Annotated in this window: 24 protein-coding genes; 20 read left to right on the forward strand and 4 right to left on the reverse strand. The window is 46.7% G+C overall.

The window, feature by feature from the left end:
• The first annotated feature begins 101 nt into the window (after positions 1–101).
• The 7 genes from pdxA (at position 102) to amrS (ending at position 9003) form a co-directional block, all read left to right on the forward strand.
• Positions 102–1148, forward strand: coding sequence for a 4-hydroxythreonine-4-phosphate dehydrogenase PdxA (gene pdxA, locus CPZ25_RS02720; protein WP_082669294.1), 1047 nt, complete (start codon positions 102–104; stop codon positions 1146–1148).
• Entirely contained in the window at positions 1145–2356 is a 1212-nt protein-coding gene (locus tag CPZ25_RS02725; protein WP_096919944.1) for a four-carbon acid sugar kinase family protein, read from the forward strand. The genes pdxA and CPZ25_RS02725 overlap by 4 nt, the downstream gene beginning before the upstream one ends.
• Positions 2353–4140 carry a sigma-54-dependent Fis family transcriptional regulator gene (locus CPZ25_RS02730; RefSeq protein ID WP_096919943.1) on the forward strand — a complete coding sequence of 596 codons (1788 nt, stop codon included), beginning with the start codon at positions 2353–2355 and terminating at the stop codon, positions 4138–4140. Before CPZ25_RS02725 ends, CPZ25_RS02730 begins: the two co-directional genes overlap by 4 nt.
• A gap of 151 nt (positions 4141–4291) precedes the next feature.
• Positions 4292–5548, forward strand: a complete 1257-nt coding sequence (locus CPZ25_RS02735) for a nickel pincer cofactor-dependent isomerase, group 22 (protein WP_096919942.1) — start codon at positions 4292–4294, stop codon at positions 5546–5548.
• A 24-nt stretch (positions 5549–5572) separates the two neighbouring features.
• Entirely contained in the window at positions 5573–6547 is a 975-nt protein-coding gene (locus tag CPZ25_RS02740) for a cyclase family protein (protein ID WP_058694721.1), read from the forward strand.
• 162 nt (positions 6548–6709) lie between these two features.
• Positions 6710–8095, forward strand: a complete 1386-nt coding sequence (amrA, locus tag CPZ25_RS02745) for an AmmeMemoRadiSam system protein A (RefSeq protein WP_096919941.1) — start codon at positions 6710–6712, stop codon at positions 8093–8095.
• A complete protein-coding gene (gene amrS / locus CPZ25_RS02750; protein ID WP_479723750.1) occupies positions 8092–9003 on the forward strand; it encodes an AmmeMemoRadiSam system radical SAM enzyme in 912 nt (303 codons plus the stop codon). The genes amrA and amrS overlap by 4 nt, the downstream gene beginning before the upstream one ends.
• Positions 9004–9539: 536 nt before the next feature.
• Here the strand turns inward: amrS and CPZ25_RS20325 are convergent.
• Together CPZ25_RS20325 and CPZ25_RS02755 are read right to left on the reverse strand one after the other, a co-directional pair.
• Complete coding sequence (locus CPZ25_RS20325; RefSeq protein ID WP_158501347.1) at positions 9540–9692, reverse strand: hypothetical protein; 153 nt, start codon at positions 9690–9692, stop codon at positions 9540–9542.
• A 9-nt stretch (positions 9693–9701) separates the two neighbouring features.
• Positions 9702–10862: a uroporphyrinogen decarboxylase family protein gene (locus CPZ25_RS02755; protein ID WP_058694718.1), complete on the reverse strand. Its 1161-nt coding sequence runs from the start codon at positions 10860–10862 to the stop codon at positions 9702–9704.
• Between the two features lie 181 nt (positions 10863–11043).
• Here CPZ25_RS02755 and CPZ25_RS02760 point away from each other — a divergent pair, with 181 nt between their 5' ends.
• Positions 11044–11727, forward strand: a complete 684-nt coding sequence (locus CPZ25_RS02760; protein WP_096919940.1) for a TetR/AcrR family transcriptional regulator — start codon at positions 11044–11046, stop codon at positions 11725–11727.
• Positions 11728–11761: 34 nt separating this feature from the next.
• On the opposite strand, the gene CPZ25_RS02765 is transcribed toward CPZ25_RS02760, so the two are convergent.
• Complete coding sequence (locus tag CPZ25_RS02765; protein ID WP_058694716.1) at positions 11762–12514, reverse strand: cyclase family protein; 753 nt, start codon at positions 12512–12514, stop codon at positions 11762–11764.
• A 151-nt stretch (positions 12515–12665) separates the two neighbouring features.
• Here CPZ25_RS02765 and CPZ25_RS02770 point away from each other — a divergent pair, with 151 nt between their 5' ends.
• Positions 12666–13052, forward strand: coding sequence for a hypothetical protein (locus CPZ25_RS02770; RefSeq protein WP_133067085.1), 387 nt, complete (start codon positions 12666–12668; stop codon positions 13050–13052).
• A gap of 6 nt (positions 13053–13058) precedes the next feature.
• The gene (locus tag CPZ25_RS02775; protein WP_167495144.1) at positions 13059–13790 is read left to right on the forward strand and encodes an adenosylcobinamide amidohydrolase; all 732 of its coding nucleotides are present in this window, start codon (positions 13059–13061) and stop codon (positions 13788–13790) included.
• On the opposite strand, the gene CPZ25_RS02780 is transcribed toward CPZ25_RS02775, so the two are convergent.
• Positions 13787–14479 carry a DNA alkylation repair protein gene (locus CPZ25_RS02780; RefSeq protein ID WP_096919937.1) on the reverse strand — a complete coding sequence of 231 codons (693 nt, stop codon included), beginning with the start codon at positions 14477–14479 and terminating at the stop codon, positions 13787–13789. The genes CPZ25_RS02775 and CPZ25_RS02780 overlap by 4 nt on opposite strands.
• A gap of 215 nt (positions 14480–14694) precedes the next feature.
• Between CPZ25_RS02780 and dnaG the strand changes: the two genes are divergently transcribed.
• The 10 genes from dnaG to CPZ25_RS02830 all read left to right on the forward strand — a co-directional run bounded on the left by dnaG (position 14695) and on the right by CPZ25_RS02830 (position 24211).
• Entirely contained in the window at positions 14695–16440 is a 1746-nt protein-coding gene (gene dnaG, locus CPZ25_RS02785) for a DNA primase (RefSeq protein WP_243129336.1), read from the forward strand.
• 31 nt (positions 16441–16471) lie between these two features.
• Positions 16472–17659, forward strand: a complete 1188-nt coding sequence (gene rpoD, locus CPZ25_RS02790) for an RNA polymerase sigma factor RpoD (protein ID WP_392889457.1) — start codon at positions 16472–16474, stop codon at positions 17657–17659.
• Between the two features lies 1 nt (position 17660).
• Complete coding sequence (locus CPZ25_RS02795; protein WP_058694711.1) at positions 17661–18356, forward strand: tRNA (adenine(22)-N(1))-methyltransferase; 696 nt, start codon at positions 17661–17663, stop codon at positions 18354–18356.
• A complete protein-coding gene (locus tag CPZ25_RS02800) occupies positions 18337–19455 on the forward strand; it encodes a Nif3-like dinuclear metal center hexameric protein (RefSeq protein ID WP_096919935.1) in 1119 nt (372 codons plus the stop codon). The genes CPZ25_RS02795 and CPZ25_RS02800 overlap by 20 nt, the downstream gene beginning before the upstream one ends.
• 33 nt (positions 19456–19488) lie before the next feature.
• Complete coding sequence (galE, locus tag CPZ25_RS02805) at positions 19489–20481, forward strand: UDP-glucose 4-epimerase GalE (protein ID WP_058694709.1); 993 nt, start codon at positions 19489–19491, stop codon at positions 20479–20481.
• A 148-nt stretch (positions 20482–20629) separates the two neighbouring features.
• Positions 20630–22414 carry an indolepyruvate ferredoxin oxidoreductase subunit alpha gene (gene iorA / locus CPZ25_RS02810; protein WP_096919934.1) on the forward strand — a complete coding sequence of 595 codons (1785 nt, stop codon included), beginning with the start codon at positions 20630–20632 and terminating at the stop codon, positions 22412–22414.
• A 1-nt stretch (position 22415) separates the two neighbouring features.
• Positions 22416–22991: an indolepyruvate oxidoreductase subunit beta gene (locus CPZ25_RS02815; RefSeq protein ID WP_096919933.1), complete on the forward strand. Its 576-nt coding sequence runs from the start codon at positions 22416–22418 to the stop codon at positions 22989–22991.
• Positions 22992–22997: 6 nt separating this feature from the next.
• On the forward strand, positions 22998–23276 hold the full coding sequence (locus CPZ25_RS02820; protein WP_058694706.1) for a cysteine-rich small domain-containing protein: 279 nt from the start codon (positions 22998–23000) through the stop codon (positions 23274–23276).
• A gap of 29 nt (positions 23277–23305) precedes the next feature.
• Entirely contained in the window at positions 23306–23956 is a 651-nt protein-coding gene (plsY, locus tag CPZ25_RS02825; RefSeq protein ID WP_058694705.1) for a glycerol-3-phosphate 1-O-acyltransferase PlsY, read from the forward strand.
• A 21-nt stretch (positions 23957–23977) separates the two neighbouring features.
• Entirely contained in the window at positions 23978–24211 is a 234-nt protein-coding gene (locus CPZ25_RS02830) for a hypothetical protein (RefSeq protein ID WP_074616932.1), read from the forward strand.
• Positions 24212–24400 lie beyond the last annotated feature (189 nt).

Here is a 24400-nt window from a genome sequence, read left to right on the forward strand (position 1 = left end):
GCCAGATTGAAAAAGGATATAGAATCCGATAGTATAAAAACCAGAAAGAATATAGCGGAGATTGTTTGATATTTAAACAGATTTTATAAGGGGGAAGAAAGATGAAGCCTATTTTAGGGATAACAATTGGTGATCCAGCGGGTATTGGGCCGGAGATCACACTGAAAGCAATGGCCTGCCAGGAGATTTGGAAAATGTGCAGCCCAGTGGCCGTGGGAGATAAGAAGGTACTGGAAAAGGCTCTGAAAATCATAAAAATTGAAAAAGAGCTGGTTCCTGTCAAAGAGAACAGCCTGAGAGAAACCCTTGACCACCTTGGGAAGGACGCGCTTCCATATATTGACATGGAGCTTTTTAAAACTGCTGACTGGCAGTTCGGAAAGGTTGACGCCCGCTGCGGCGATGCGGGATTCCAATTTATAAAAAAGGGTATTATATTGGCAATGGACGGTGTTCTTGACGGTGTTGTAACCGGTCCGATCAACAAGGAGGCGCTGAATCTTGCCGGGCATCATTTTTCAGGGCACACTGAAATCTTCGCCCATTATACGGGCACAAAAGCATACCGTATGGTCTTGACAAGTGATAAGCTGCGCGTGATTCATGTGACGACCCATGCGTCGATCCGAAGGGTATGCGACATGATCAAAAAAGACCGGATTTATGACACAATCTGTCTGGCAGATGAGACACTGCGGCTCATGGGGATTGATTCTCCAAGAATAGGTGTAGCAGGCTTTAACCCACACTGCTCGGAGGGCGGTCTTTTTGGCGATGAGGAAGCGCTCGAGATTATCCCGGCCATAGAGGCGGCTGAAAAAGCCGGCATAAAGGCCATCGGGCCGGTTTCACCGGACACTGTTTTTGTAAAAGCCCTCGGCGGGGCTTTTGATATGGTCGTTGCCATGTACCATGACCAGGGACATATTCCGCTTAAGCTCTGTGGTTTTAGAATGGATCCTGAGACTGGTGCATTCACGAGTATGAGCGGCGTAAACTGTACGGTGGGCCTGCCGATCATAAGAACCTCTGTAGACCACGGAACAGCCTTTGAGGTGGCGGGGACCGGAAAAGCAAATGAGGAATCAATGCTTGACGCGCTGCACATGGCAGCGATTATGGCGCGCGGCAGGGAGAAACGGCAATGATCAGGCTTGTGGTGCTGGCGGATGATTTTACCGGAGCGCTTGATACAGGCATACAGTTCGGCAAGCTGGGAATCCGTACGGTTGTGACACAGCAGACCAATGGCCGCATGGCAGCAGGCGGCGACTGTGAGGTGCTGGTCATCAATACAGAATCCAGACATCTAACAGAGAAAAAGGCCGCGCAGAGACTTTATGAAATCTCGGGCAATGTCAAAAAAGCAGGCATTCCTTTTCTTTATAAAAAAATAGACTCGACTCTCAGAGGAAACATCGGGGCGGAGCTGTATGGCTGTATGAAGGGGATGGAAGCAGAGCAGGTGATGCTGGTGCCGGCTTATCCCGAAAATAAAAGGTACACGCGCGCAGGCCTGCAGTATATTGATAAAACGCCGCTTTCAGAGACAACCTTTGCGCAGGATCCTTTTAATCCGGTTATTTCCAGCAGGATTTCAGAGATCGTTCACAGCCAGTGCGCGGTGCCGGTTTATGAGATTCCAGTCACTGGGCTTGAGCGCCTTGATCCAGAAGCGAAGGGGATCTATGTTTTTGACGCAGAAAACCAGAGCGAGATGAAAAAGATTGCTGGCTGTTTAAAAGCGTTCAGGCATCTCAGTATTTTTTCAGGCTGCGCGGGCTTCGCGTCATTTCTGCCGTCACTTTTGGAAATGAGGACACAGGCACAGAAAGCTTTGAAGATAGAGCGGCCTTTATTGTTAATGTGCGGCAGTGTCTGTCCGGTTTCGACATGCCAGCTTAAAAAAGCGCGAGCACTGGGAATTCCTCTTTTTAAGCTCTCAGATTATCTTGAACTGAGTGGGAATGGGAGTCAGGGGCTGAATCGGCTGTTGAAAGATATGGAAGGGCAGGCTGGGCATACAATGATCCTGGCGAGCTCGGATATTGAAAGCGGGAGTCCCTTCAGACCTGAGCGCAGCGGGGAAAGGGCGCACGTCGCGGACCGGCTGGGCTATATTACAAAGCACGTGGCCGAAGCGTTTGGCTATAAGGATCTCGCTGTTTTTGGCGGGGATACGCTTTTGGCAGTGCTTAATCATCTGAAGCTGAATGATCTGAGGCCAGTTGATGAGATTGAGCCGGGGGTGGTATTGTCAGAGACTGGCGATTACCGCGTCATATCAAAGGCCGGCGGACTGGGGAGAGAGGATGTGGTTGAGAGAATGTTAGCCCATACAGGAGCAGTTTTATGAAAATACTTGGAATTATGCCTTACAAAGGCCTGATGAAAACAGTGGCAGAAGTCCTCGAGCAGGAGCCGGACATCTCGGCCGACCTTTTTGTCGGCGACATGTATGAGGGCCTGAAAATTTTTAAAGAGCATTATCAGGATGACACTTATGATTTTGTGCTTTCCCGGGGCCGCACCGCCGGGCTGATCGAGGAGGCGACTCATATCCCGGTTATTTATATTGATATTTCCGGTTACGATATGGTGCGCCTGATCCGCCTGCTTCAGACCTATACGGGTAAAACGGCAGTGGTGGGCTTTTCTGCCATCATCAAAAGTATTTATGTGCTGTGTGATTTGCTTCAGTATGAGATTGACTGTTTTGAGATCAACAGCGAAAACGAGCTTTTTCCCATGCTTTCAAACCTGCAGAGCCAGGGATATAATTTTGTCGCTGGCGATGTGATCACCGCAAAGGCAGCGGACAGTATCGGCCTGAACCATGCCATGATCACCTCCGGCAGAGAAAGTGTTTCTAAAGCGCTGGAGCAGGCAAAGAAAATGTACGGCCAGCTTTCCTATCTCAGGGAAGAGCGCAATTTTTATAAAAAGCTCATCGCCAATGAGGCAGTCCGTATCGACGTGTTTGATGAGGAGGGGAATATCTTTTTTACCAATGACAATGCGGAGATGTTTGACGGAATCAAAGCCCATTCTGACATTCAGCGCTATAAAGATCAGATTGATCTGAAAGGACATGTCGTTTTTAATCTGACAATGAATGATGAGTTGTGGCATGTCGAGGGATCTTTGATAGAAGGGAAGGTAAAACGCTATTTCTTATATGGAAAACGTTACCTGAGCCAGCGGCTTAAGGAAAAGAATATCATCAAGCTAGATAATGATTTTGGCAAAAATACAATGATCCTGTCGCGGTTTGAGAGCAGCAATGCTTTGATGAAAAGGGCCATACAGACAGCGCAGGCAAATTGCGAAAACTATAAGCCAATTTTAATTTATGGCGAGCAGGGCACCGGGCGTGAGGATTTCGCGTTGTCCATTCATCGGGAAAAACAGCAAAAAAATAAAGAATTTATCCAGGTAAACTGTATGGCTCTGAACTGCAGTGAGAGTGATGAGGTGTTTGACACGCTGTTTTCACTCATTGATAATAAGAAATCCAAAATTATTTTTTTTAATGACATTGACCACATGAATCTGTCAGTACAGCTTCTTTTGCTGTCTTTTTTGCACCAGGCTTCTTCGATTAAGAGGCTGAAACTTCTGGCGTCCTCAGAAATATCTCTTGAGGAGATGATCCGGAAGGGCATTCTCCATTCCGAAATGTACACTTTCTTCAGCGGTATTCAGATATTTTTGCCGCCATTGCGAAACCGAAAGGAAGATATCCGAAATCTCAGCAGTCTTTTTATTACACAGTTTAACAGCGAATACGGCAAAGAGATTGTCGGGTTTCAGGAGGAAGCCTACAGCCTTTTAGAGACGCTTCCGTGGCATTTTAATATCAAGGAACTGCGAAATCTTGTCAAGGAGCTGGTTTTAGAGTCCAACACCCTTTATATTTCAAAAGACAGACTGGGCTATCTTTTGAAAAATCAAAACCGCTATCCTGAGGAAAAGAAAGAGACAGATACAGGATTAAATCTTGACCAGCCTTTGGAAAGTATTGAACGGGACATCATTACGGTTCTGCTGCAAAGGGAAAATCATAACCAGTCAAAGGTAGCGAAAATGCTGGGAATCAGCAGAAGCACACTCTGGCGAAAACTGAAAAATGATTTATAATAAAACACTTTTGGCCTTTTACTTTCTTGAAGTCCCTAAATCATGGTGATAGAATACGTGTGACCTAAAGTAAGGAGAGCAGAGAACCAAATGTGTTCTGAAATGAAACATCTTCTCCTGAAAACAACGTATAGGCAAAGGAGGGGATGCGTTGATTGAATTTGGACCGTCATTAATACCAGTATTGTACCGCGTTCGGCAAAAGTGGAAGACTGATTTTTTAGAGAATCCTGAGGAGACAGTTATCCGTGAGATGAGCCTCTATAAGGAGCGTATCAGGCCAGGCAGCCGGATCGGCATCGCGGCAGGGAGCCGTGGAATTTATCATTACAGCCGGATTATAAAAGCAGTAGTAGATTTTGTAAAGGAAAGCAAGGCGGAGCCTTTTATCATTCCGGCAATGGGAAGTCATGGCGGCGCGACGGCAGAAGGCCAGCTGGAAGTTCTAGAAGGCTATGGTATTACTCCGGAGAGCATGGGAGTGCCCTTTCTGTCCTCAATGGAAACGAATACGATCGGTTATACAAAAGAGGGCGTGCCGGTTCATTTTGATAAGAATGCCTGCTCGATGGATGGCATCATCATGGTCAACCGGATTAAGCCCCACACAGATTTTCATGGCGAAATTGAGAGCGGCATTATGAAACAGATGGCCATCGGGCTTGGAAAACAGCGCGGCGCTTCCACGATCCACCGCCGGGGAATCTATGGCCTGAGTGTGCTCATGCCAGAATCTGCCAGGGTCATTTTGGATAAGATGCCCATATTGATGGGGGTCGCCATTTTAGAAAACCAGCAGGACCGGACAGCCAAAATTGAGGTACTGCCTGCGGAGCGTATTGAAGCACGTGAGCGTGAGCTTTTAAAGGAAGCCAAAGCGCTTCTGCCGGCCCTTCCATGCGACAAGCTGGACGTGCTGGTTTTGCAGGAAATGGGTAAAAATATCAGTGGGACAGGGATTGATCCCAACATTGTCGGCCGCTACCTTATTCGGAATATGCCGGATCAGCTTCCAGATATTTACCGTATTGTCTGTCTTGATCTGACCGAAGAAAGCCACCGTAATGCCATCGGTGTAGGAATCGCGGATTTGATTACCCGCAGAATGTATGAAAAAATTAATTTTGAGCCTACCTATGTCAACACAATGACTTCAGGATTTTTAGAGCGTGGGTTTATGCCTGTTGTCGCAGAGAGCGACAGAGAGGCGATTGAAACCGCATTGAACTGCTGCAACCGGTATGTCACAGCCGAAAATGCCAGAATGGTCATGGCTAAAAATACATTGGAGCTGCAGGAGCTTATCGTTTCAGAAGCACTCTTGCCAGAGCTTGAGGGCAAGGTAGAGATCATGGAAAAAGTGCAGCTTAACTGGGATAAACAGGGGTATATGAAAAATTTATTTTAAACAGAGATAGAGGAGAGAAGTAAAATGAAAGATTACTATGATAACAGCTGGATGGAAAATAACCGTTGGGGTGAATGGGGCGAAGAAGATGAAGTCGGCGTCATGAACGATCTGACACCGGAGCTTATTCTGAAGGCGGTTCAGTATATTAAAAAGGGAAAAATATATGATTTGGAAACAGAGCGTTTTAAGGGTATGCCTGTCTGGGCAGGGCACTGCGGCTTTGATATTTTGGCTTATGCCTCACCGTCTGGCCGTAAAAATATGAAGGGCAGCGGGCTGAGCCCAGAGTTCAACTGGTCGGAGGACGGAGGAATGCTGGACAGCAGCAAGGACGCTTATAAAATGGGGCTCAATACGGAAATGCTCATTGCGCCGCTCCATGCAGGAACTCACATCGATGCGCTGTGCCACTGGACAACCGGCGATGACAACCACTGGTATAATGGCTACTCCGCCGACCGTTACAGCACCAACTACGGCCCGGTTAAATGCGATATTGCAAAAATTCCGCCAATGGTTATGCGCGGCGTGCTTTTGGACATTGCCGGCTATAAAGGGGTCGACCGTCTTGATCCCAACTATATTATTACCGCTGAGGACTGCGACGGCTGCGCGAAATGGGAAGGTGTTGAGCTGAAAAAAGGCGACGCCGTAATGCTGAGAACCGGTGAAAATTGGCCAGGACCTGAAGCCTGCTGTGATGCCGGTCTGGGTATTTCTGCTGCCAGATATCTGGTAGAAGGCAACGGCGCTTTTTTGGTCGGCGATGATATGGCGTGTATTGACGGCTTTAACGCAGACGGCTCATCCTCTGTGCCAGAGCACCCACAGCCAGTGCACCATTATCTGCTGATTCAGCAGGCTGTTCATATTATCGAATATTTGCAGCTGGATCAGCTGGCAAAGGATAAATGCTATGAATTTTGCTTTATCTGCCTGCCCGCAAAGGTTAAATGCGCGACAGGAATGTATGTAAGGCCTATTGCGATGGTCTAGAAGCTTTTAAAAGATTATAAATGTTCACCTCGAAGGGTACAGCTCGCAAAAAAGCTGTGCCCTTTATTGCTATTTGGTAATTAAAGTTTAAAGAAATTGTTAAAACTTAAGGAGATTTTTTTATTGCTGTGATATATTAAAAAGAAAAAAGAGGTGTTTAAGATGTCTGTGGTTGGTACTTTTATTGTGCCGCATCCCCCTATTATTTTGCCGGAAGTGGGGCGCGGTGAGGAGAAAAAAATTGAAAAAACAGCCCGGGCGTACAGGGCTGTGGCCAAACGTATTGCAGAGCTAAAGCCGGATACCATTGTGATTACCTCTCCGCATTCGGTTATGTATGCCGATTATTTCCATATTTCACCGGGAAGTGGGGCAGAGGGCGATCTGCGTGCTTTTGGCGTCAGCGGTGTTTTGGTAAAAGCTTCCTATGACGAAGTGCTTGCCAAGGCCGTTGGTATTCAGGCCGAGGAGGACGGTATCCCCGCCGGGACACTCGGCGAAAAGGATCCAGCGCTGGACCACGGCACGCTGATTCCGCTTTGGTTTCTGGCGCCCTTTAAGCTTTCCTCCGAGGTGGTGCGCATCGGCCTGTCCGGCCTGCCCATGATCGATCATTACCGTCTGGGTGAGAGCATCGCAAAGGCGGCTGACAAGCTGGACCGCCGGATTGTGATTGTTGCCAGCGGCGATTTGTCCCATAAATTAAAGGAGGACGGGCCTTACGGCTTTGCGTCCGAAGGGCCGGTGTTCGATGCCGATGTGACAGCAGCCATGAAACGTGCAGATTTTCTGAGATTTTTGACCTACGAGCCCGGCTTTTGTGAAAAGGCGGCTGAATGCGGGCTTGGCTCTTTTGCCATAATGGCTGGCACTCTGGATGGTACGGCGGTAGAACCAGAGCTTTTGTCCTATGAGGGCCCTTTTGGGGTGGGCTATGCGGTGGCGGCCTTTCGCCCGTTGGGCAAGACCACAGAGCGCTATTTTGAAAAACAGTATATAAAGCTGGAGGAGGATCGGTTAAAGGCGTTGAAAAGCCAGGAGGATGAGTATGTCCGTCTGGCGCGCTATGCACTCGAGGCCTATGTCAAGACCGGTGTGCCGGCAAAACTGCCAAAAGAACTGCCAGGAGAGCTGACAAGCCGGCAGGTGGGCGTCTTTGTTTCCCTGAAAAAACATGGAAAGCTCCGTGGCTGTATCGGAACAATCGCTCCGGTAACAGGTAGTGTGGCAGAAGAAATTTTAAGGAACGCTGTCAGTGCAGGGATGTCAGACCCGCGGTTTCCACAGGTTAAGGTCTCTGAGCTGGAAGCGCTTGTCTACAGCGTGGATGTGCTGAGTACGCCGGAGGCCATCGGCTCGGCCAATGCGCTGGATAGCCGCCGTTATGGCGTGATCGTCACAAAGGGCCACAAGCGGGGATTGCTTTTGCCAAACCTTGATGGCGTTGACAGTGTGGAGCAGCAGATCGCCATCGCGAAACAAAAAGCCGGAATCGCAGCCGATGAAGCCTGTGAGCTGCAACGGTTTGAGGTGGTGCGTCATTCATGAAACTGACCTGTGATTTATGCCCGCACCACTGCGTTATTGAGGAAGGCCGGACAGGCTTTTGCCAGGCCAGGGGCAATAACGGCGAGCGCATTGTCTGTGAAAATTATGGCAGGCTTACCTCAGCCGCCATGGACCCCATTGAAAAGAAGCCCCTGAACCGTTTTTTTAAAGGAACCTCAATTCTTTCAGTGGGCAGCTATGGCTGTAACCTCCGCTGTTCATTTTGCCAGAACAGCTCGATTTCCATGAGTGGACGGGATACACGGACGATCCATGTCACGCCGGAAATGCTGGCGAATAAGGCGAAAAGCCTGAAAGAAGCAGGAAACATCGGCATTGCCTATACATACAATGAGCCGCTGGTAGGTTATGAGTTTGTGCGGGACTGCGCAGTGCTGATCCGTGAAAGAGGCATGAAAAATGTGGTGGTGACCAATGGAAATATTGCTTCAAACTATTTTGAAACGCTTTTGCCACTGATTGACGCTATGAATATTGATTTAAAGGCTTTTAATGAATCCTTTTATGAGGTAGTGAGCGGTGATTTTAAAACGGTTAAGACAAATATCCTTCTGGCGGCAGAGCACTGCCATGTTGAGGTAACAACCCTGATCATTCCCGGAGAAAATGACAGTGATGAGGAAATGGACGCGTTGGCAGAGTGGCTGGCCGGCATCAATCCTGAGATCCCGCTGCATGTATCACGCTTTTTCCAAGTTATCAGATGCTTGACAGAGGGCCGACCGAGATCGAGACAGTTCACCGGCTGGCCGAGATCGCAAGGAACCATCTGGAATATGTTTACACAGGCAATTGCTAAGCTTAAGGGAAGAGCAAAAAGTAAAAAACTGCCGCATTATCTGGAAACGATAAACAGATTTGTACCGATGATGGACCGAGAAAAATAGAGAATTATGAAACAGCAGAAACATAATTTTTTAAAAAGAATAATTTATAAGCGTATTTAAAAAAATATTTTTCTTATAAGCATAAATTTACCCTTGACATGATTTTTGACAGAAATAAATATCTAAAAAAGAAACTTAATAGATTCTTAAATAATGTTACGTTGAAAAATATGTTTAAAATTTAGAGAATTAATAAAAAAATATTGCAAAGCCAGTGTTACAGGGACTGTAAACGCATTATCAAGAAGAAAACAGCAGTCGCCTTTTTATGCATCTTTGTAAAAATTTGTAACAAACTGTAAATAAATGAAAGTGTTGCTTGACCAAAAGCGGATTAGTGTGTAAACTAGAATCAGTTAATAAAGCAAATAAATAACAGTGCTTTGAGAAAGGAGAGATTTTATTATGATGTTCTATAGTTTTATCGCTGCTGATTTAGCCGCAAAAGCACTCGCAAAATGTGATGATTAAGAAGCAATTTTATTTAGATAATCAATAAGAGCCAGGATATCTCGATGAGAATCCTGGCTTTTCGTTTATGAAATCAAATAGTTCGCAAAAGAGAAGAACATTTCCTCGAGTGACTGCATCGGTTCAGCCGCAAATTCGACTGCTTCCGGCGGAATATCGTATTTTTCCATGGTTTCCTTTAGGTCTGTGTAGTATTCAGATTTGAAATCTTCCATCATAACGCCTCCTTAATATTTTCCATATTCTTTTACAAAGTTCAGGACTGCCTTTAAATTTTCAGGGTTAATATCCCGGGCTTTGAGCAGATTTTTGTCAAGGGCAAAGATATACTGTCCGCCTGGAGCCAGAATGTCGATCAATTCTTTTGCCTTGTCAATACATTGCTGTTCGGTTCCTGTTTTTAAGAGAGTGAGCGGGTACAGGCCAGAGATAACATGGCGTTTTCCCACCTTTTCAGCGATCAGCTTAGGATCACCGAACTCAAAGCTCATGTGTGTCAGCGGCGGCAGCTCGTTAAGATAATCGAGATAGCGCATCCAGTCATGCTCAACAAACAGGTTTGCACCGATACCTCTTGCGTCCAGTGCCTCAACATAGGCCTTAAAGGTTGGCCAGTAAAAGCGCTTAAAGTCTTTTTCACGCATGTATGGCGCCATGTGAAGCGGAATAAAGGTACGCACATAGCGGTTGGCGTTTGGCCCGGAGCCGGCCTTGATGGCGACAGGAAGCAGCGCGTTGCAGGCGGCCTCTACTTTTTCCGGACGGCGGCGCATATCTGTGCTGATGCCTGAGAAAGAGCGCAGCTGGTCAGAGAGAATGTCGAGCGGGGTACAGGAGGCAGCAGGGGCCATAGAATAGACAGACTTGTCATACTTTTCGGCGATTTTGCCAAAGCCCTGCTGCATGACACCCATAGAGGTGAAGAAGGTATAGAACGCCTTGGACAAAGCCTTCTGGCCCTCAAAGCCCGGTTTTGCCAGAGCGGGATACAGTCTGGGCAGCACCTTGTCCCAAAGCGTTTTGATGGGGTCGGCGATAAAATCGTCATACTCATCATCTTTTAAGCCCTGCACTTCAGGATGCTGGATAAAACCGTCTGTGCCCATCACAAAGTTGATGGCTTCCAGCATTTTGTAAAGATGCGGCATTCTCAAAAACATGCCAAAAACAACATCTGAATCAAAGTCTTTGGTCGCCTGGTCGATGGCGTCCAGATTTTTTACCAGACTGTACTGTTCTTTTCTCAGGTCATAACCGGCATACTCGAGACAGAAAGCGTTATCACCAAAAACAAGACGTGGCACACGCTCAGGAACCTTTCCGTCAAAGACATCTTCAAAAAGCTTGTTTTTTTCCAGTACTCCAGCAGATAATTGATTTTCACTCATATGGAAAAACCCTCCTAAGTTATTTACTGTACGCGTTCAGTTTTTTATAAAATAATAATAACATGATTTTTTACTAAAGTCAATGTTTTTGAACGCGTCCAGTTGTTTGAATAAAGGCTTGATTAAGGATAAAAAATATGTTTAAATTAAATCACAAAGACACCGAAGGAGGTTGCCGGGAATGAAGGGGAAGAAAAGCAAACAGAAAATATACGAAACAGCCAAACGGCTGTTTTTGGAGGAGGGCTATCTCATTGGCAACCGCCGCATTGCCACAGAGGCCAACGTCAGCCTTGGTCTGATCGCCTATCACTTTAGCAGCAAGCGCAATATCGCCATCGCCATCCTGAAGGAGGATTATACCATTTTGTCAGCCCATCTCAAAAATTATTTAACGCCAGATCAGGATATTCTGCTTTATGTTCTCTGCTTTACCAACATGACGCTGAGAATCCGTGAACAGGACTATAAGATGGCGCGGTTTACCACTGAGATCATGAAAGATGATATTCTGGAGGCCTCGATTTATGATGGAAATCAGAAACATGAGTATGCAGCGCTGATGGAACTGATAGATGAAGAGATTTCTTATGAAAAGAAACTTAAGCTGGCGCTCGGAACGATTTTTGGTGTTCAGAGAGCTTTGCAGTGGAATATTAATGATGGAATGGACCTGAGCTATCAGGATTATTTTGAATATATGGTAAAGACCTACAGCTTTGCTCTGGATTTAAACTATGGGAAGCAGAAAATCAAAGAGATTGTGAAAAAATCCAACGCCATTGTCGATAAGGTGTTCAGGGATTACAGTCATTTGCTGGACACCTCGAAGTATCTGTATGGTCAGGTGGAGATCGAAGAGTAAAAGAGATACGCCGAAACGGCGTATCTCGGATGGATCAGGCTTCACAGAGGGCAAAGCATCTTGCCGGGAAGCCAGAAGCATTCTTTGCCTTAGGAAAGGTGCAGAAGATGATCGCTCCGGCTGGCGGAACCTTGTCAAGGTTTGCCATAACCTCAATCTGAATGCGGTTTTGGCTTAAAATATAGGTTTCGCTTTCCATGGGCTTATCCTCTTCAAGGGCCGGCGGGGCAGTGTCAAAGGCTTCGTGGCCAATGGCGCCGACGTTTCGTTCTTCAACGAGGAATTTAATGGCTTCGAGGCTCCAGCCCGGATAGTGAACATTTCCCTTTTCGTCAAATTCCATGCAGCCTTTTTCATCGGGCCAGCGTTTACACCAGTCCGAGCGCATGGCGACAAAGGCGCCGTCCGGGATTGGGCCATAGCTTTCTTCAAAGGCTTTGATATCCGCGATGCTTAGCGCATAGTCGGGATTGGCTGCGACCTGGTTGTGCACATCGATGACACATAAGGGATAGGTGAACTCGGTCACCTCGATTTCATCCAGGGTTCTGCCTTCTGGGTAAAAATGAATGGGCGCGTCGACATGTGTGCCATACTGGCCGACAACCGTAAACTGCTGAGTCTGAAAGATGTCGCCGTTTTTGTAATCATAGACCAGCTTGGTGGTCATGGCCGGGAAACCCTGCCAATGCGGGCTGTCATCATCAAAAGCATGGGTCAGGTCTACCCATTTGTAGGACGGGGATTTTAGTTCTGCAAGCAGAGACCATAATTTTGGTGTTGCCATTCTGAATCCTCCTTTAAAGCTCTAAAGCTTATTTTTCTTATATTTTATAATAGGATGTTGTATACGTCAACATTTAGAATTGTTCCCCGACTGCAATCTTTTGTGCTATAATAATCACAAAAAATCTTTTATGAAAATCAGGACAGAACCAATGCTACAAAAAATGACAAAAACAGGGAAAATCTTTTTCTTTATCAGCTTGATAAGTGTTCTTTACGCTGCTTTTTTAGTTTATGCTAAAATGACAGGAGTGGTCATCAAGGACTATGGCGACTGGTTGTTTCTATACTATACGATTCAGGTCATTGTGCTGGTGGTACCCGTCGGTTTCCATGTTTTTCAGGGATGGATGAACGAGGAAGACCTCAGGGCCGTCACAACCGCTGCTTTTGCCAATGTTATGATCTATTCGGTTATCAGCATCTGCTTTGGGCTTTTTTATACATATGTGGTGGATATGGCTGCGATGCTGGCAGATATTTTAAATGGCGTCTTTCTGGTATGCGTTATTTTCTGGTACCGGCAGATGATGGGGTAAAGGATCGTGAAAATAAGAGAATATCAGCTGGCAACTGGTGATACGGCGCGTCTTGACCGCCGGTCTGCTATTATCAGCCTTGAGAATGAGCGGCGGATCCTCAGCACATCCCTTTTAAACGGTGGTATTCGCAGCGACCTAAAATATGTTTTTAATTATGACGAGCTGGAGAATAAAACCAGACAGTGTGAAATGCTGGCGCCCACCCACGAGGAGCATTTAAAGATTGTGGCGGCAGATATTTTAAAATTACCGACGGGACAGACGACTGGGCTGACCACAGCAGCCCAGATCTGCAACGCGGCGTTCTGCGAGGCCGCTTACGGCACGCTGGCGGTGTCAGCGCTGGTGACAGCGGGTGTTTCGGGCAATGCTCTGCGGGCAGGCGACCGGGCGACGCTTGATCAGAAGGAAGGCCGGCCGTTTGTGCTCGGCGGCACCATCAATGTGATCCTGGCAATTGATGCCAATTTACCGGACGGCGCCATGCTTCAGGCTTTTATGACCTGTACCGAAGCCAAGACAGCCGCCCTTGAGCGTCTGGGCTGCAAAAGCGTGATTTCGCAAGGCGGAGCGACCGGCACCGGTACCGATGGTGTTGTCATCATTGCGCGGCCCGGCTCAGAGTTGCGCATGACTGACGCTGGGAAGCATTTTAAGCTCGGAGAGATAATTGGCCAAACAGTTGAAACGGCAGTGCGGAAAGCCCTGTATTTACAGGATGGGCGGACGAGTTAGTTTCTTTTTTTCATCAGTCTTATCCGTGCCTTTTCTTCTGGTGAGACCTGTCTGGATTCAATGATTTTCTGCAGTGTTTTATTATAAGTAAAGATATCTAGCGCGGTCTCGCCCAAAAGGTATGACAGGGTAATATCCGGAAAGCGTACATAACACATGGATAACGCCCAGGCTACTGCCATCTTCACATAGTAGTCCTCATGGCGGACTGCGTCCAGAAGCTCGATGGTTTGATGAATATAGGCTTCATCAATATAATAAAACAGAAGCATCACGATGCCAAAGCGGAGAGTAAAGGCGTCTGAGGATTTAAGCTTGGATAAAACAAAGCCCCAGAATAGCTCAGGGTAGGCTCTAGCATGCTTTAAACCACTGCAGAAACTGTCGCATACAGACCAGTTGTCGATTTTGGGGATAAAAGTATTAATGGATGCTATGATGGTATCCAGTCCGGCTTTTTCAGGGTCCAGATAACCGATCACCATTCCTTTGAGCATTTTTTCTTCAAAATAATCTTCAGGTCCCTGAGACAGAAAAAGCGGATAATCTTCTTTCACAATACGTTTCGCAATCTTTCTGAGTATAGGAAGTCGGACTCCTATCAATTCGCAATGATCAGGCAGCAATTTTTGCTGAAATCTGCGATAATCATTTTCTGCAAGTAAAAACAGTTCTTCACGTATGGTCATGTCAGCCTCCTTTAGTGTTTATATTATAGCATAAATATGGCAAAACGGACTGGAATAAAAAACGGTTGAATCTTAAAAAACTTAAGAAAAGCGTCTGCATTTTTATGTTTTAAAAAAAGTTGTTCTTTTTTAAAGGATATTAACATAAAAAAAAGAATAATATTAAAGTACCCTTTGGTACAAATATCAGATATTACAGGGAAAGTGGTGAGAAGATGGCGCCTCGTTATAGTGAAGAGGTTATTAACCAGGTGCTGCAGGCCAACGATATTATCGACGTTGTATCAGAGTATGTGACACTGAAAAAAGCCGGAAGCTCCTATAAGGGCAAGTGTCCTTTTCATAACGAAAAGACGGCTTCTTTTACAGTGTCGCCGGATAAGCAGCTGTATCACTGCTTTGGCTGCGGCGTAGGAGGAAATGTTATTGGCTTTGTCATGGCCATTGAAAATCTTCCTTTTGTGGATGCGCTGAAGTTTTTAGCCAGACGGGCGCATATTATTCTGCCGGAGAACGGCAGCAGTGCCGAGGATAATGAACGATACCGGAAAAAAGAACGCCTTTATGAACTGCACCGTGAGCTGGCCAACTATTACTATCTTTGTCTTAAAAAAAACCGAAATGCACAGTACTATCTGGCAGGCCGCAAGATCACACCGGAAACCATCAGGGCTTACGGCCTGGGACTGGCGCCGGATGGCTGGCAGAACGCTCTGGGGTTCCTGCGTCAAAGGGGGTATACTGATCAGGAGATGCTGGATTCCGGACTGGTGATGCGCAGTGAAAATGGGCGTATGTACGATCGTTTCAGGAACCGCATCATGTTTCCGATTCTGAACGCTACAGGCCGGATTATTGGCTTTGGCGGCAGGCGGATCAGCGAGGAGGATCACGGGCCAAAGTATTTAAACTCACCGGAAACCATGATTTTTTCAAAGGGAACCGAGCTTTTTAATATGAATCATGCCAAAAGCAATATTGTCGGTGGGCAGATGCTCATCGTCGAGGGCTATATGGATGTGATCTCACTTTATCAGCATGGCGTACGCAACACAGTAGCCGCTCTCGGCACAGCCTTTACCGCTTATCACGCAGCCCTTTTGGGGCGCTATGTGGGGGAGGTAGTGCTCAGCTTCGACGGTGACGCCGCTGGAGAAAGCGCTACGCAAAAAGCCATTACAATCTTGAAAAATACACCGTTGAATGTTAAAATATTAAGGTTACCCATTGAGGATGACCCGGACACTTATATTCAGAAGCACGGCAGAGAAGCCTTTGAGAAAAAAGTGACTGAGGCCATCACCATTGTCGAGTATGAGATCGGCCTTCTGAGGAATAAATTTGATCTCAGTCAAACCGACGGCCGGATTAAATACATTAATCAGGCCATCGCAGTGCTGAGACAGCTCTCCGATGAGGTTCAGATCGATCTTTACAGCAAGCGTCTTGCCAGAGAAACCGGAATTGACCTCAAGGTTATAAGACGGGAGGTATACCGCAAAAAGCCTATGGAACTGACGGAAGAGGATGTTGGCGAAAAGATTGACTACTGGCAGAAAATGCCAAAAGCCTATGAGGAGGCCCAGATTCTTTTTCTCAGAAAGGGAATGATGGAGCCAGAGGTCTTTAAATCCGGAAGACTGAGGGCAGAGCACTTTAGCCCGGGGTTTTTCAGAGAGCTTTATGTGCTTATTACAGGGCTGCTGGAAAAGGGTGAGCATCTGTCACCGGCAGCGCTTATGAACCATTTTGAGGATGCGGAGCAGGTAAAGCCAGTATCCGCTATTTTGATGGATGATACTCCTGTCGAAAGCGCGAAACTGGAGGAATGTATCAAAACCATCATGCATTTTTACCGTTTGACCGAAATCGAGCGGATAAAACAGGAAATCAGTAAAGCGAGCGAGGAAGAAGCCGCTGTTTTAATGAATAAAATGATTACATTGAAAAAAGAAATGTAACAAGTTATGATCGAAAGTCAGGAGGATATAAATGGCTGAAGCAAAGAAGAAAAAAGTGAAACCAGATATGGAGGAATTGCTCGACGAGGTTGATGCAATCGCCGACCTAGAGGCAATGCCGGAAGTTCAGACACTGATCAAGCGCGGTAAGGAAAAAGGCTCCTTAAACAACGCCGATTTTGAGGAAGTGCTTGAGAAGACCGATCTGGATCCGGAAGAGATTGATTCCATCTATCTGCTTTTACAGAAGGAAGGCATTGATTTAACCTTCCAGGATATGGATATTGAGACCGATGATATTGATCTTGATATCGACATCGATGTGGCAGAGCTGGAAGAAATTGAGATTGAGGAGGATCCCGTCAAGGATATAGACCTGGGGGACAGCGTCAGTGTCAATGATCCAGTGCGCTTGTATTTAAAGGAAATCGGCAAGGTGCCGCTCCTGACCGCGGAGCAGGAAATGGGCATTGCCAAGCGTATGGAAGCAGGCGATGACGAAGCCAAGAAAGAGCTGGCTGAGGCCAACCTGCGTCTGGTTGTCAGCATTGCCAAACGCTATGTGGGCCGTGGGATGTCCTTTCTGGACCTCATTCAGGAAGGAAATCTCGGCCTGATCAAGGCGGTGGAAAAATTCGATTATACCAAGGGCTTTAAGTTCAGTACCTATGCGACCTGGTGGATTCGTCAGGCCATCACCCGCGCCATCGCGGACCAGGCCAGAACCATTCGTATTCCTGTGCATATGGTTGAGACCATTAACAAGCTCATCCGTGTGTCCAGACAGCTGCTTCAAGAGCTTGGGCGTGAACCTACGCCGGCAGAAATTGGTAAAGAAATGGGCTTCTCGGAAGAAAAGGTCCGCGAAATCCAGAAAATCGCGCAGGATCCTGTATCCCTCGAGACACCCATTGGTGAGGAAGAGGACAGCCATCTGGGCGATTTCATTGAGGATGATAATGCCCCGGCACCTTCGGAAGCAGCGTCCTATGCGCTTTTGAAGGAACAGCTCATGGAAGTGCTCAACACCTTGACTGAGCGTGAAGAAAAAGTGCTGCGCCTGCGTTTTGGACTGGATGACGGACGTGCCCGCACACTGGAAGAAGTCGGCAAGGAGTTCAACGTTACCAGAGAGCGTATCCGCCAGATTGAAGCCAAGGCACTCAGAAAGCTGAGACACCCGAGCAGAAGTAAAAAATTAAAGGATTATTTGACCTAAAATGATGACACCACGTTTGCAGGTGATTGCAGATAATGTATTGAAAAATGAAAGCATGGCAGATATCGGTACAGACCACGGATATCTGCCTGTTTATCTAATGGAACAGGGCTTTATACCGCGCGCTGTCGCGGCAGATATTAATGAAAAGCCCTTGAAAAAAGCAGAGCAGCTTGTGGCCCGGTCGGGCTATGAAAAGCAGATTGAAACGCGTTTGGGCTCAGGTCTTTCCGTATTAATCCCCGGAGAAGCTGGAACCATTGTCATGGCGGGGATGGGCGGTTACCTGATAAGGGATCTGCTGACCGAATCCCTTGAGGTGGCGGTCTCGGCAAAACGCTTGGTGCTCCAGCCCATGAATAACGCTTTTATTGTCAGGCATTTTCTGGAGGATAACGGCTTCGTGATTGTAAATGAGGATCTTGCAAAGGAAGAACGCAGAGTCTATGAAATTATCGTTGCTGAAAAGGGTGAAATGTCCATTGAAAACGATCTGGATTATCTGATTGGCTATGAGGCAAAAAGGCGTAAGCATCCGCTTCTGCCGGAGTTGATCGACCGTAAGCTGGAGCTTGAAAATAAAATAATCCAGAACACGGAAAACAAGCATACAAAAATGGCCAGAGAACAGTATAAAAAAAGCACAGCCATTGCGGCTGCGCTGATGGAGGTGAAAAATGGCTGTAAAATGCAGTGAAATAACAAAAGTGATCGAAGCTGTGGCTCCGAGAAGCCTTGCGGAGTCATGGGACAACGTTGGCCTTCAGATCGGCTCTTTCCAGAAAAGAGTGAAAAAAATACTGCTGACATTGGATGTGACCGAGGCTGTCGTGCGGGAAGCAGTCATGGAAAATGCGGATATGATTATTGCGCACCACCCCTTTATCTTTAACGGCATCAAATCCATTTGTACCGATGAGCTGAAGGGAAAGATTGTGGCTGAGCTGATCCGCAATGACATCAGCCTGTATGTAGCGCACACTAATCTGGACAAGGCAGAGCTTGGCCTTAACGATTATATCGCGAAAACACTCGGCATTGAACAGCGCCAGCCGCTGGACCCTTCCGATGAGGATAAGCTCTATAAGATCGTGGTTTATGTGCCGGTGGATTACACCGATAAAATTGTTGAAGTGATGGGAGATAGCGGCGCCGGCTTTATCGGTAATTACAGCCACTGTACCTACCGTACCGTGGGCCAGGGAACCTTTAAGCCGCTCGAGGGGTCTTCGCCCTTCATCGGTGAGGAGGGTGAGGTGGCAACCGTTAAAGAAGACCGGGTAGAAACCATCATTGACGGTAAGATGATGAAAACCCTCATTCAAAAGCTTAAAAAAGTCCATCCCTATGAGGAGATGGCCTATGATTTATACCCTCTTGAAAACGGCGTGCTTTTAAACCAGAATGGCCTTGGAAAAATCGGCGTCTTAAAAGAGACCATGACGCCGGAAGCCTTTATTGAGTATGTAAAAAAAGCGCTGAGCCTTTCCCATGTGAGGGCAGCAGGTAATGAGCCGGCAAAAGTCAGAAAGGTGGCTTTGTGCACAGGCAGCGGAGCAGAGTTTATCGGACTGGCAAAGGTTAAAAAGGCAGATGTGTACATTACCGGGGATTTGAAATATCATGATGCCCAGCGGGCGGCCGAAAATAACCTGTGGGTCATTGACGCCGGTCATTTCGGAACGGAAAAAATGGTCGTGGGTCTGCTTGAGAACCTGCTCCGGGAAAAGGTGGACGATCAGGAGATCGAGTATGTCCGCTCAAATTACAATGAAGATTTCATGCGCTACTATTAAGCAGAGTTGACAGAGTATTAAGGAGACAGATAGATGAAAGTTTTAGTTTGTGGTGGGGCCGGCTATATCGGGTCCCATGTAGTCAGGGCACTTTTAGACAAGGATTATGAGGTGGTGGTGCTGGATAATTTATCCACGGGGCACCGCCAGTCCGTCCCGCAGGGCGCAGTGCTGGAGGTCGGCGATATTCGCGATGCAGCCTGTCTTGAAAGACTGTTTTTACGTCATGAGGTTGACTGCGTTATGCATTTCTGTGCAAACTCACTGGTGGGTGAAAGCATGGAAAAGCCCATTGAGTATTATGATAATAATGTTTACGGGACGCTGTGCCTGCTGCGTTCCATGGTCAACAATGATATTAAGCATTTTATTTTCTCATCGACCGCGGCAACCTACGGCGAGCCTGAGCGTCTGCCCATTGATGAGGATACGCCTAAGCACCCTACCAACACCTATGGCGAAACAAAGCTGGCGGTTGAAAAAATGCTGCATTGGATGGAAGTTGCCTACGGACTTCATTACAAGGTGTTCCGCTATTTCAATGCTTCCGGTGCACACCCGAGCGGAGAGATTGGCGAGGACCACGCGCCCGAAACCCATCTGATCCCATTGATTTTAAAAACAGCACAGGGCATCCGTGATAAGATTTATGTCTTTGGTGATGATTATGATACCCCTGACGGAAGTTGTATCCGCGATTATATCCATGTAATGGACATCGCGGAAGCCCACATTCTGGGTATGGAGGATCTGGTTAAATCTGAAACCAGCGATGTTTATAATCTAGGCAATGGCAATGGTTTTTCAGTTTTGGAAGTGATTGAAAAGGTTAAGACTGTTACCGGAAAAGATTTTCAGGTTGAAATCACAGACCGCCGGGCAGGCGACCCGGGAGTCTTAATTGCCAGTTCAGAAAAAGCCCAGAAAGCACTGGGCTGGTCACCGGCAAACTCATCACTCGAGTATATCATCGAAACCGCCTGGAAATGGCATCAGGGGCATCCTGACGGCTATGGCCTCGTTTAATGTGCCTTATAAAAAACATGAAACAGAGATTGATTCTTTGAATTCGTGTATGGTTTAGTGTATAATTATAAAAATAAGTTATGAAACAGTAAAATTTTATTCTGTCACAAGGACGGGCGGTTCCCGCCCTTACAGGAGAGGAGAGAATATGAAGAAATTATTAACAGGTAATGAAGCCATTGCCCGTGGTGCCTGGGAAGCCGGCGTTAAGTTCGCCACCGCCTATCCGGGAACACCAAGTACAGAAATCCTTGAAAATGTAGCGACCTATGATGGCATTGTTTCCGAATGGGCGCCAAATGAAAAAGTAGCGGTTGAAGCGGCTGCTGGTGCTTCAATTGCCGGTATCCGTACACTTGCTGCAATGAAACATGTTGGGGTAAACGTTGCGGCTGACCCGATTTTTACTTTTGCCTATCTTGGCGTTAACGGGGGCTCTGTTATCGTAACAGCCGACGAACCAGGCATGCACTCATCTCAGAATGAGCAGGATAATCGAAACTACGCGCGCCATGCAAAAATGCCGATGTTTGAGCCGTCTGACAGCCAGGAAGCTAAGGATATGCTTAAGGAAGCCTATGAAGTAAGTGAAACCTATGACTGCCCAGTGCTTTACCGCATGACTACCCGTGTCTGTCATTCAAAATCCATTGTCGAATGTGAGGACCGTGTGGAAGTGGACGATAAAGAATATGTAAAAGATATTATGAAAAACTGTCCGCTGCCGGCTCATGCCCGTGTTATGCAGGTTAAGCTTGCCAAAAATTTTGAAAAGCTGGCAGAATATACCGAAACCTCTAAATGGAATTATATCGAAGATAATCAGAAGGAAATTGGCGTTATCGCGTCTGGCGTGGCTTTCCGTTATGCAAAGGAAGTTTTTGGCGATACGGCCTCTTATCTGAAACTGGGATTTTCTTATCCACTTCCCAAGAAGCTGATTGCTGAATTTGCAGGCAAAGTTAAAAAGATCTATGTTCTTGAAGAAAATGATCCGATTCTTGAAACCGAAATTAAAGCCATGGGCATTGACGTTATTGGAAAAGATGTGTTCCCAACCATGGGCGAGCTGACACCGGAACGCATCCGTGAAGCCCTCTATGGTAAAAGCGAAGTGACCCTTGCGCCCGATCCTGAAAAAATTGTCGGCCGTCCGCCGGCATTCTGCGCAGGCTGTCCGCACCGCGGTATTTTCTACGAGCTGGGCCGCCGTAAAAATATTATGATTTTCAGTGATATCGGATGCTATTCCCTGGGCTTAACACCGCCCTACAACGCTACAGACGCGATGATCTGCATGGGTGCCAGCATCAGCGGGGGACACGGTGTGGCAAAGGCCATGGATATTAAGAATAACGATATGAAAGTCGTTTCTGTCATCGGCGATTCAACTTTCTTCCACTCTGGAATGACCAGTCTTATGGATGTTACCTATAATAAGAGCAATGTTCTGACTGTTATCTTGGACAACCGTATTACCGGCATGACCGGCCATCAGGAAAACCCGGGCAGCGGCTTTGACTTAAAGGGCGAACCGGCGCCAATTATGGATATCGAAACCATTGTCCGCGCACTTGGCGTTAAAAATGTCCGTACGGTTGATCCAAACAATCTGGAAGAAACTGACGCGGCGCTTGACTGGGGTCTGTCAAATGATGAAGCCTCTGTCATTATCACGCGCTGGCCATGTGCGCTCAAGCGTTTTTCTCAGGCCGATAAGGAAGAGTTCCCAGAAGCCTTTAAGCGCCACTGCAAGGTCGATACCGATCTCTGTATCGGCTGTAAGAAATGCCTGAAATCCGGCTGTCCTGCTTTAGCCTTTAACTCTACCGTACCGAAAAAATCCGGTATTCTGGAAGAATCCTGTCTGGGCTGTGAGGTTTGCCTGCAGATCTGCCCGAAACATGCCATTTATGTAGAGGAGGAAAAGTAGAATGAAAACAAAAAATATATTATTGGTTGGTGTTGGCGGCCAGGGAACCATCACAGCGGCAAAACTGCTGACCACGGGTCTGATGGAAGCCGGCTATGACGTAAAGATGAGTGAAATCCATGGTATGAGCCAGCGTGGCGGCTCCGTTTCATCTCAGGTCCGCTATGGGGATGACGTCCAGTCACCAGTTATCGAGATGGGAACAGCGGACATCATTGTTGCTTTTGAAAAAATGGAAGCACTGCGTTATATTGACTTCTTAAAGGAAGACGGAAAGATTATTGTCAACGATGCAGAGATATGGCCGCTGCCGGTCGTTATCGGCAAAGCGACTTATCCGGAAAAAATTCTGGAAACATTGCAGGAAAAGGCCGATGTCCGCGTGATGAATGCCTCCGCCATGGCGGAGGAGATGGGGAATCTCAAGGTTATGAATGTGATTCTGCTTGGGGCCATCATCAAATCCATGGGACTTCAGGATATTGAATGGGATGAAATTATCCGAAATAATGTAAAACCAAAATTTGTTGATCTGAATATTAAAGCGATGGCTGTCGGAATGGACGCCGTTAACTAAAAGGTTATGTGTAAAAAAGAATTTGAAACAGAAAACTTCAAATTTTTCCAAAACAGGGATTGTGAATATTTTCCTTGCCATAAAATGGAAAATCTGGACGAGTTTAACTGTTTGTTTTGTTACTGTCCTTTATATGCGCTGGGAAGGGACTGCGGCGGTGGTTTTGAATACACGGAAAAGGGTATAAAGAACTGTACAAATTGCCTTGTTCCCCATAAAAAAGAGAACTATGACCGGATCATCGAAAAACTCCTGATTCTTATTGAGCGCGTTAGAGAGCAGTAGCTCAGGATTATGTGTGAGGAGAGTTTAGTATGAGTATACTTATTGGCTTGATTTTGGTTGTGGCGGCTTATTTTATCGGTAATCTTGATTTTGCCTATATTATGGTGCGCGCTGTAAAGGGTGAGGATGTCCGTAATTACGGAAGCGGTAACGCCGGAACGACAAATGTACTCCGGACGATGGGCCTGAAATACGCTATTCCTGTTTTTATTTTGGATGCGCTTAAGGGCTCTGTCGTGATTCTTGCAGCCAGACTGCTTGGCTTCAGTGAAGCCTGGGTAGCGGCTGCGGGAATCGCAGTGGTCTGCGGTCATAACTGGCCGGTCTGCCTTGGCTTTAGAGGCGGAAAGGGTACTGCCACCTCCATCGGCGTTTTTATCGTCTTTGACTGGCCGATTGCCCTGATCTGTATTGCCGTTGGACTGATCTTCCTGGCCATTTTCAGAATGATGTCGCTGACTTCCATTATTGGGATGGTATCCCTTCCGATTGCAGTTCTTATTAAAAGTATTTTTATTACACATGGGGCTGTTTTTACACCCGAACTGTTTTTTGCCTTGTTTCTCTGCTGCTCAACAGTGTTCCAGCACCGCGCCAACATCAAGCGGATTATGGCTGGCACCGAGAGCAAGGTAGGGCAGAAGGTTAAAATGGGTGGAGATGATAAGAAAGGCAACTAAACTTTGAAAGGAGACATGAAGATGTCGAATGATAAAAAAGTCGTTGTTGCTGGACAGGAAAAAGACATCCGCGAAGCAGAGCCTGAGGTCAGACGTCAATCCCTGACAGATGATGTAATGGAATCTGTATCGGTGGAGGAAACCCATGAGGCCGGTACCTTTGAAAAAGATGTTATCGGAACTGAAGAAGCGGCGACCAACGCCGCTGTAGATTTAGACGTTTTAGAAGAACAGGAAGAAAACCGGGAAGCCTGATTCTGACTGGTGTTTTAAGGAGACTCTCAAAGCAGAGAGTCTCTTTTTACTGTTTCTGTTTTCTTTTTACAAGAAAGTTGATGTGGATTACAAGAATTTATTCCACGTATTATACCAGATATATGTTATAATAGAAATCGGCGCAGCACATCTTGTGTACGCCTTTACAAACCGATTTTATAAGGAGTT

The organism is Eubacterium maltosivorans, from assembly GCF_002441855.2.
GTDB classification, from domain to species: domain Bacteria; phylum Bacillota; class Clostridia; order Eubacteriales; family Eubacteriaceae; genus Eubacterium; species Eubacterium maltosivorans.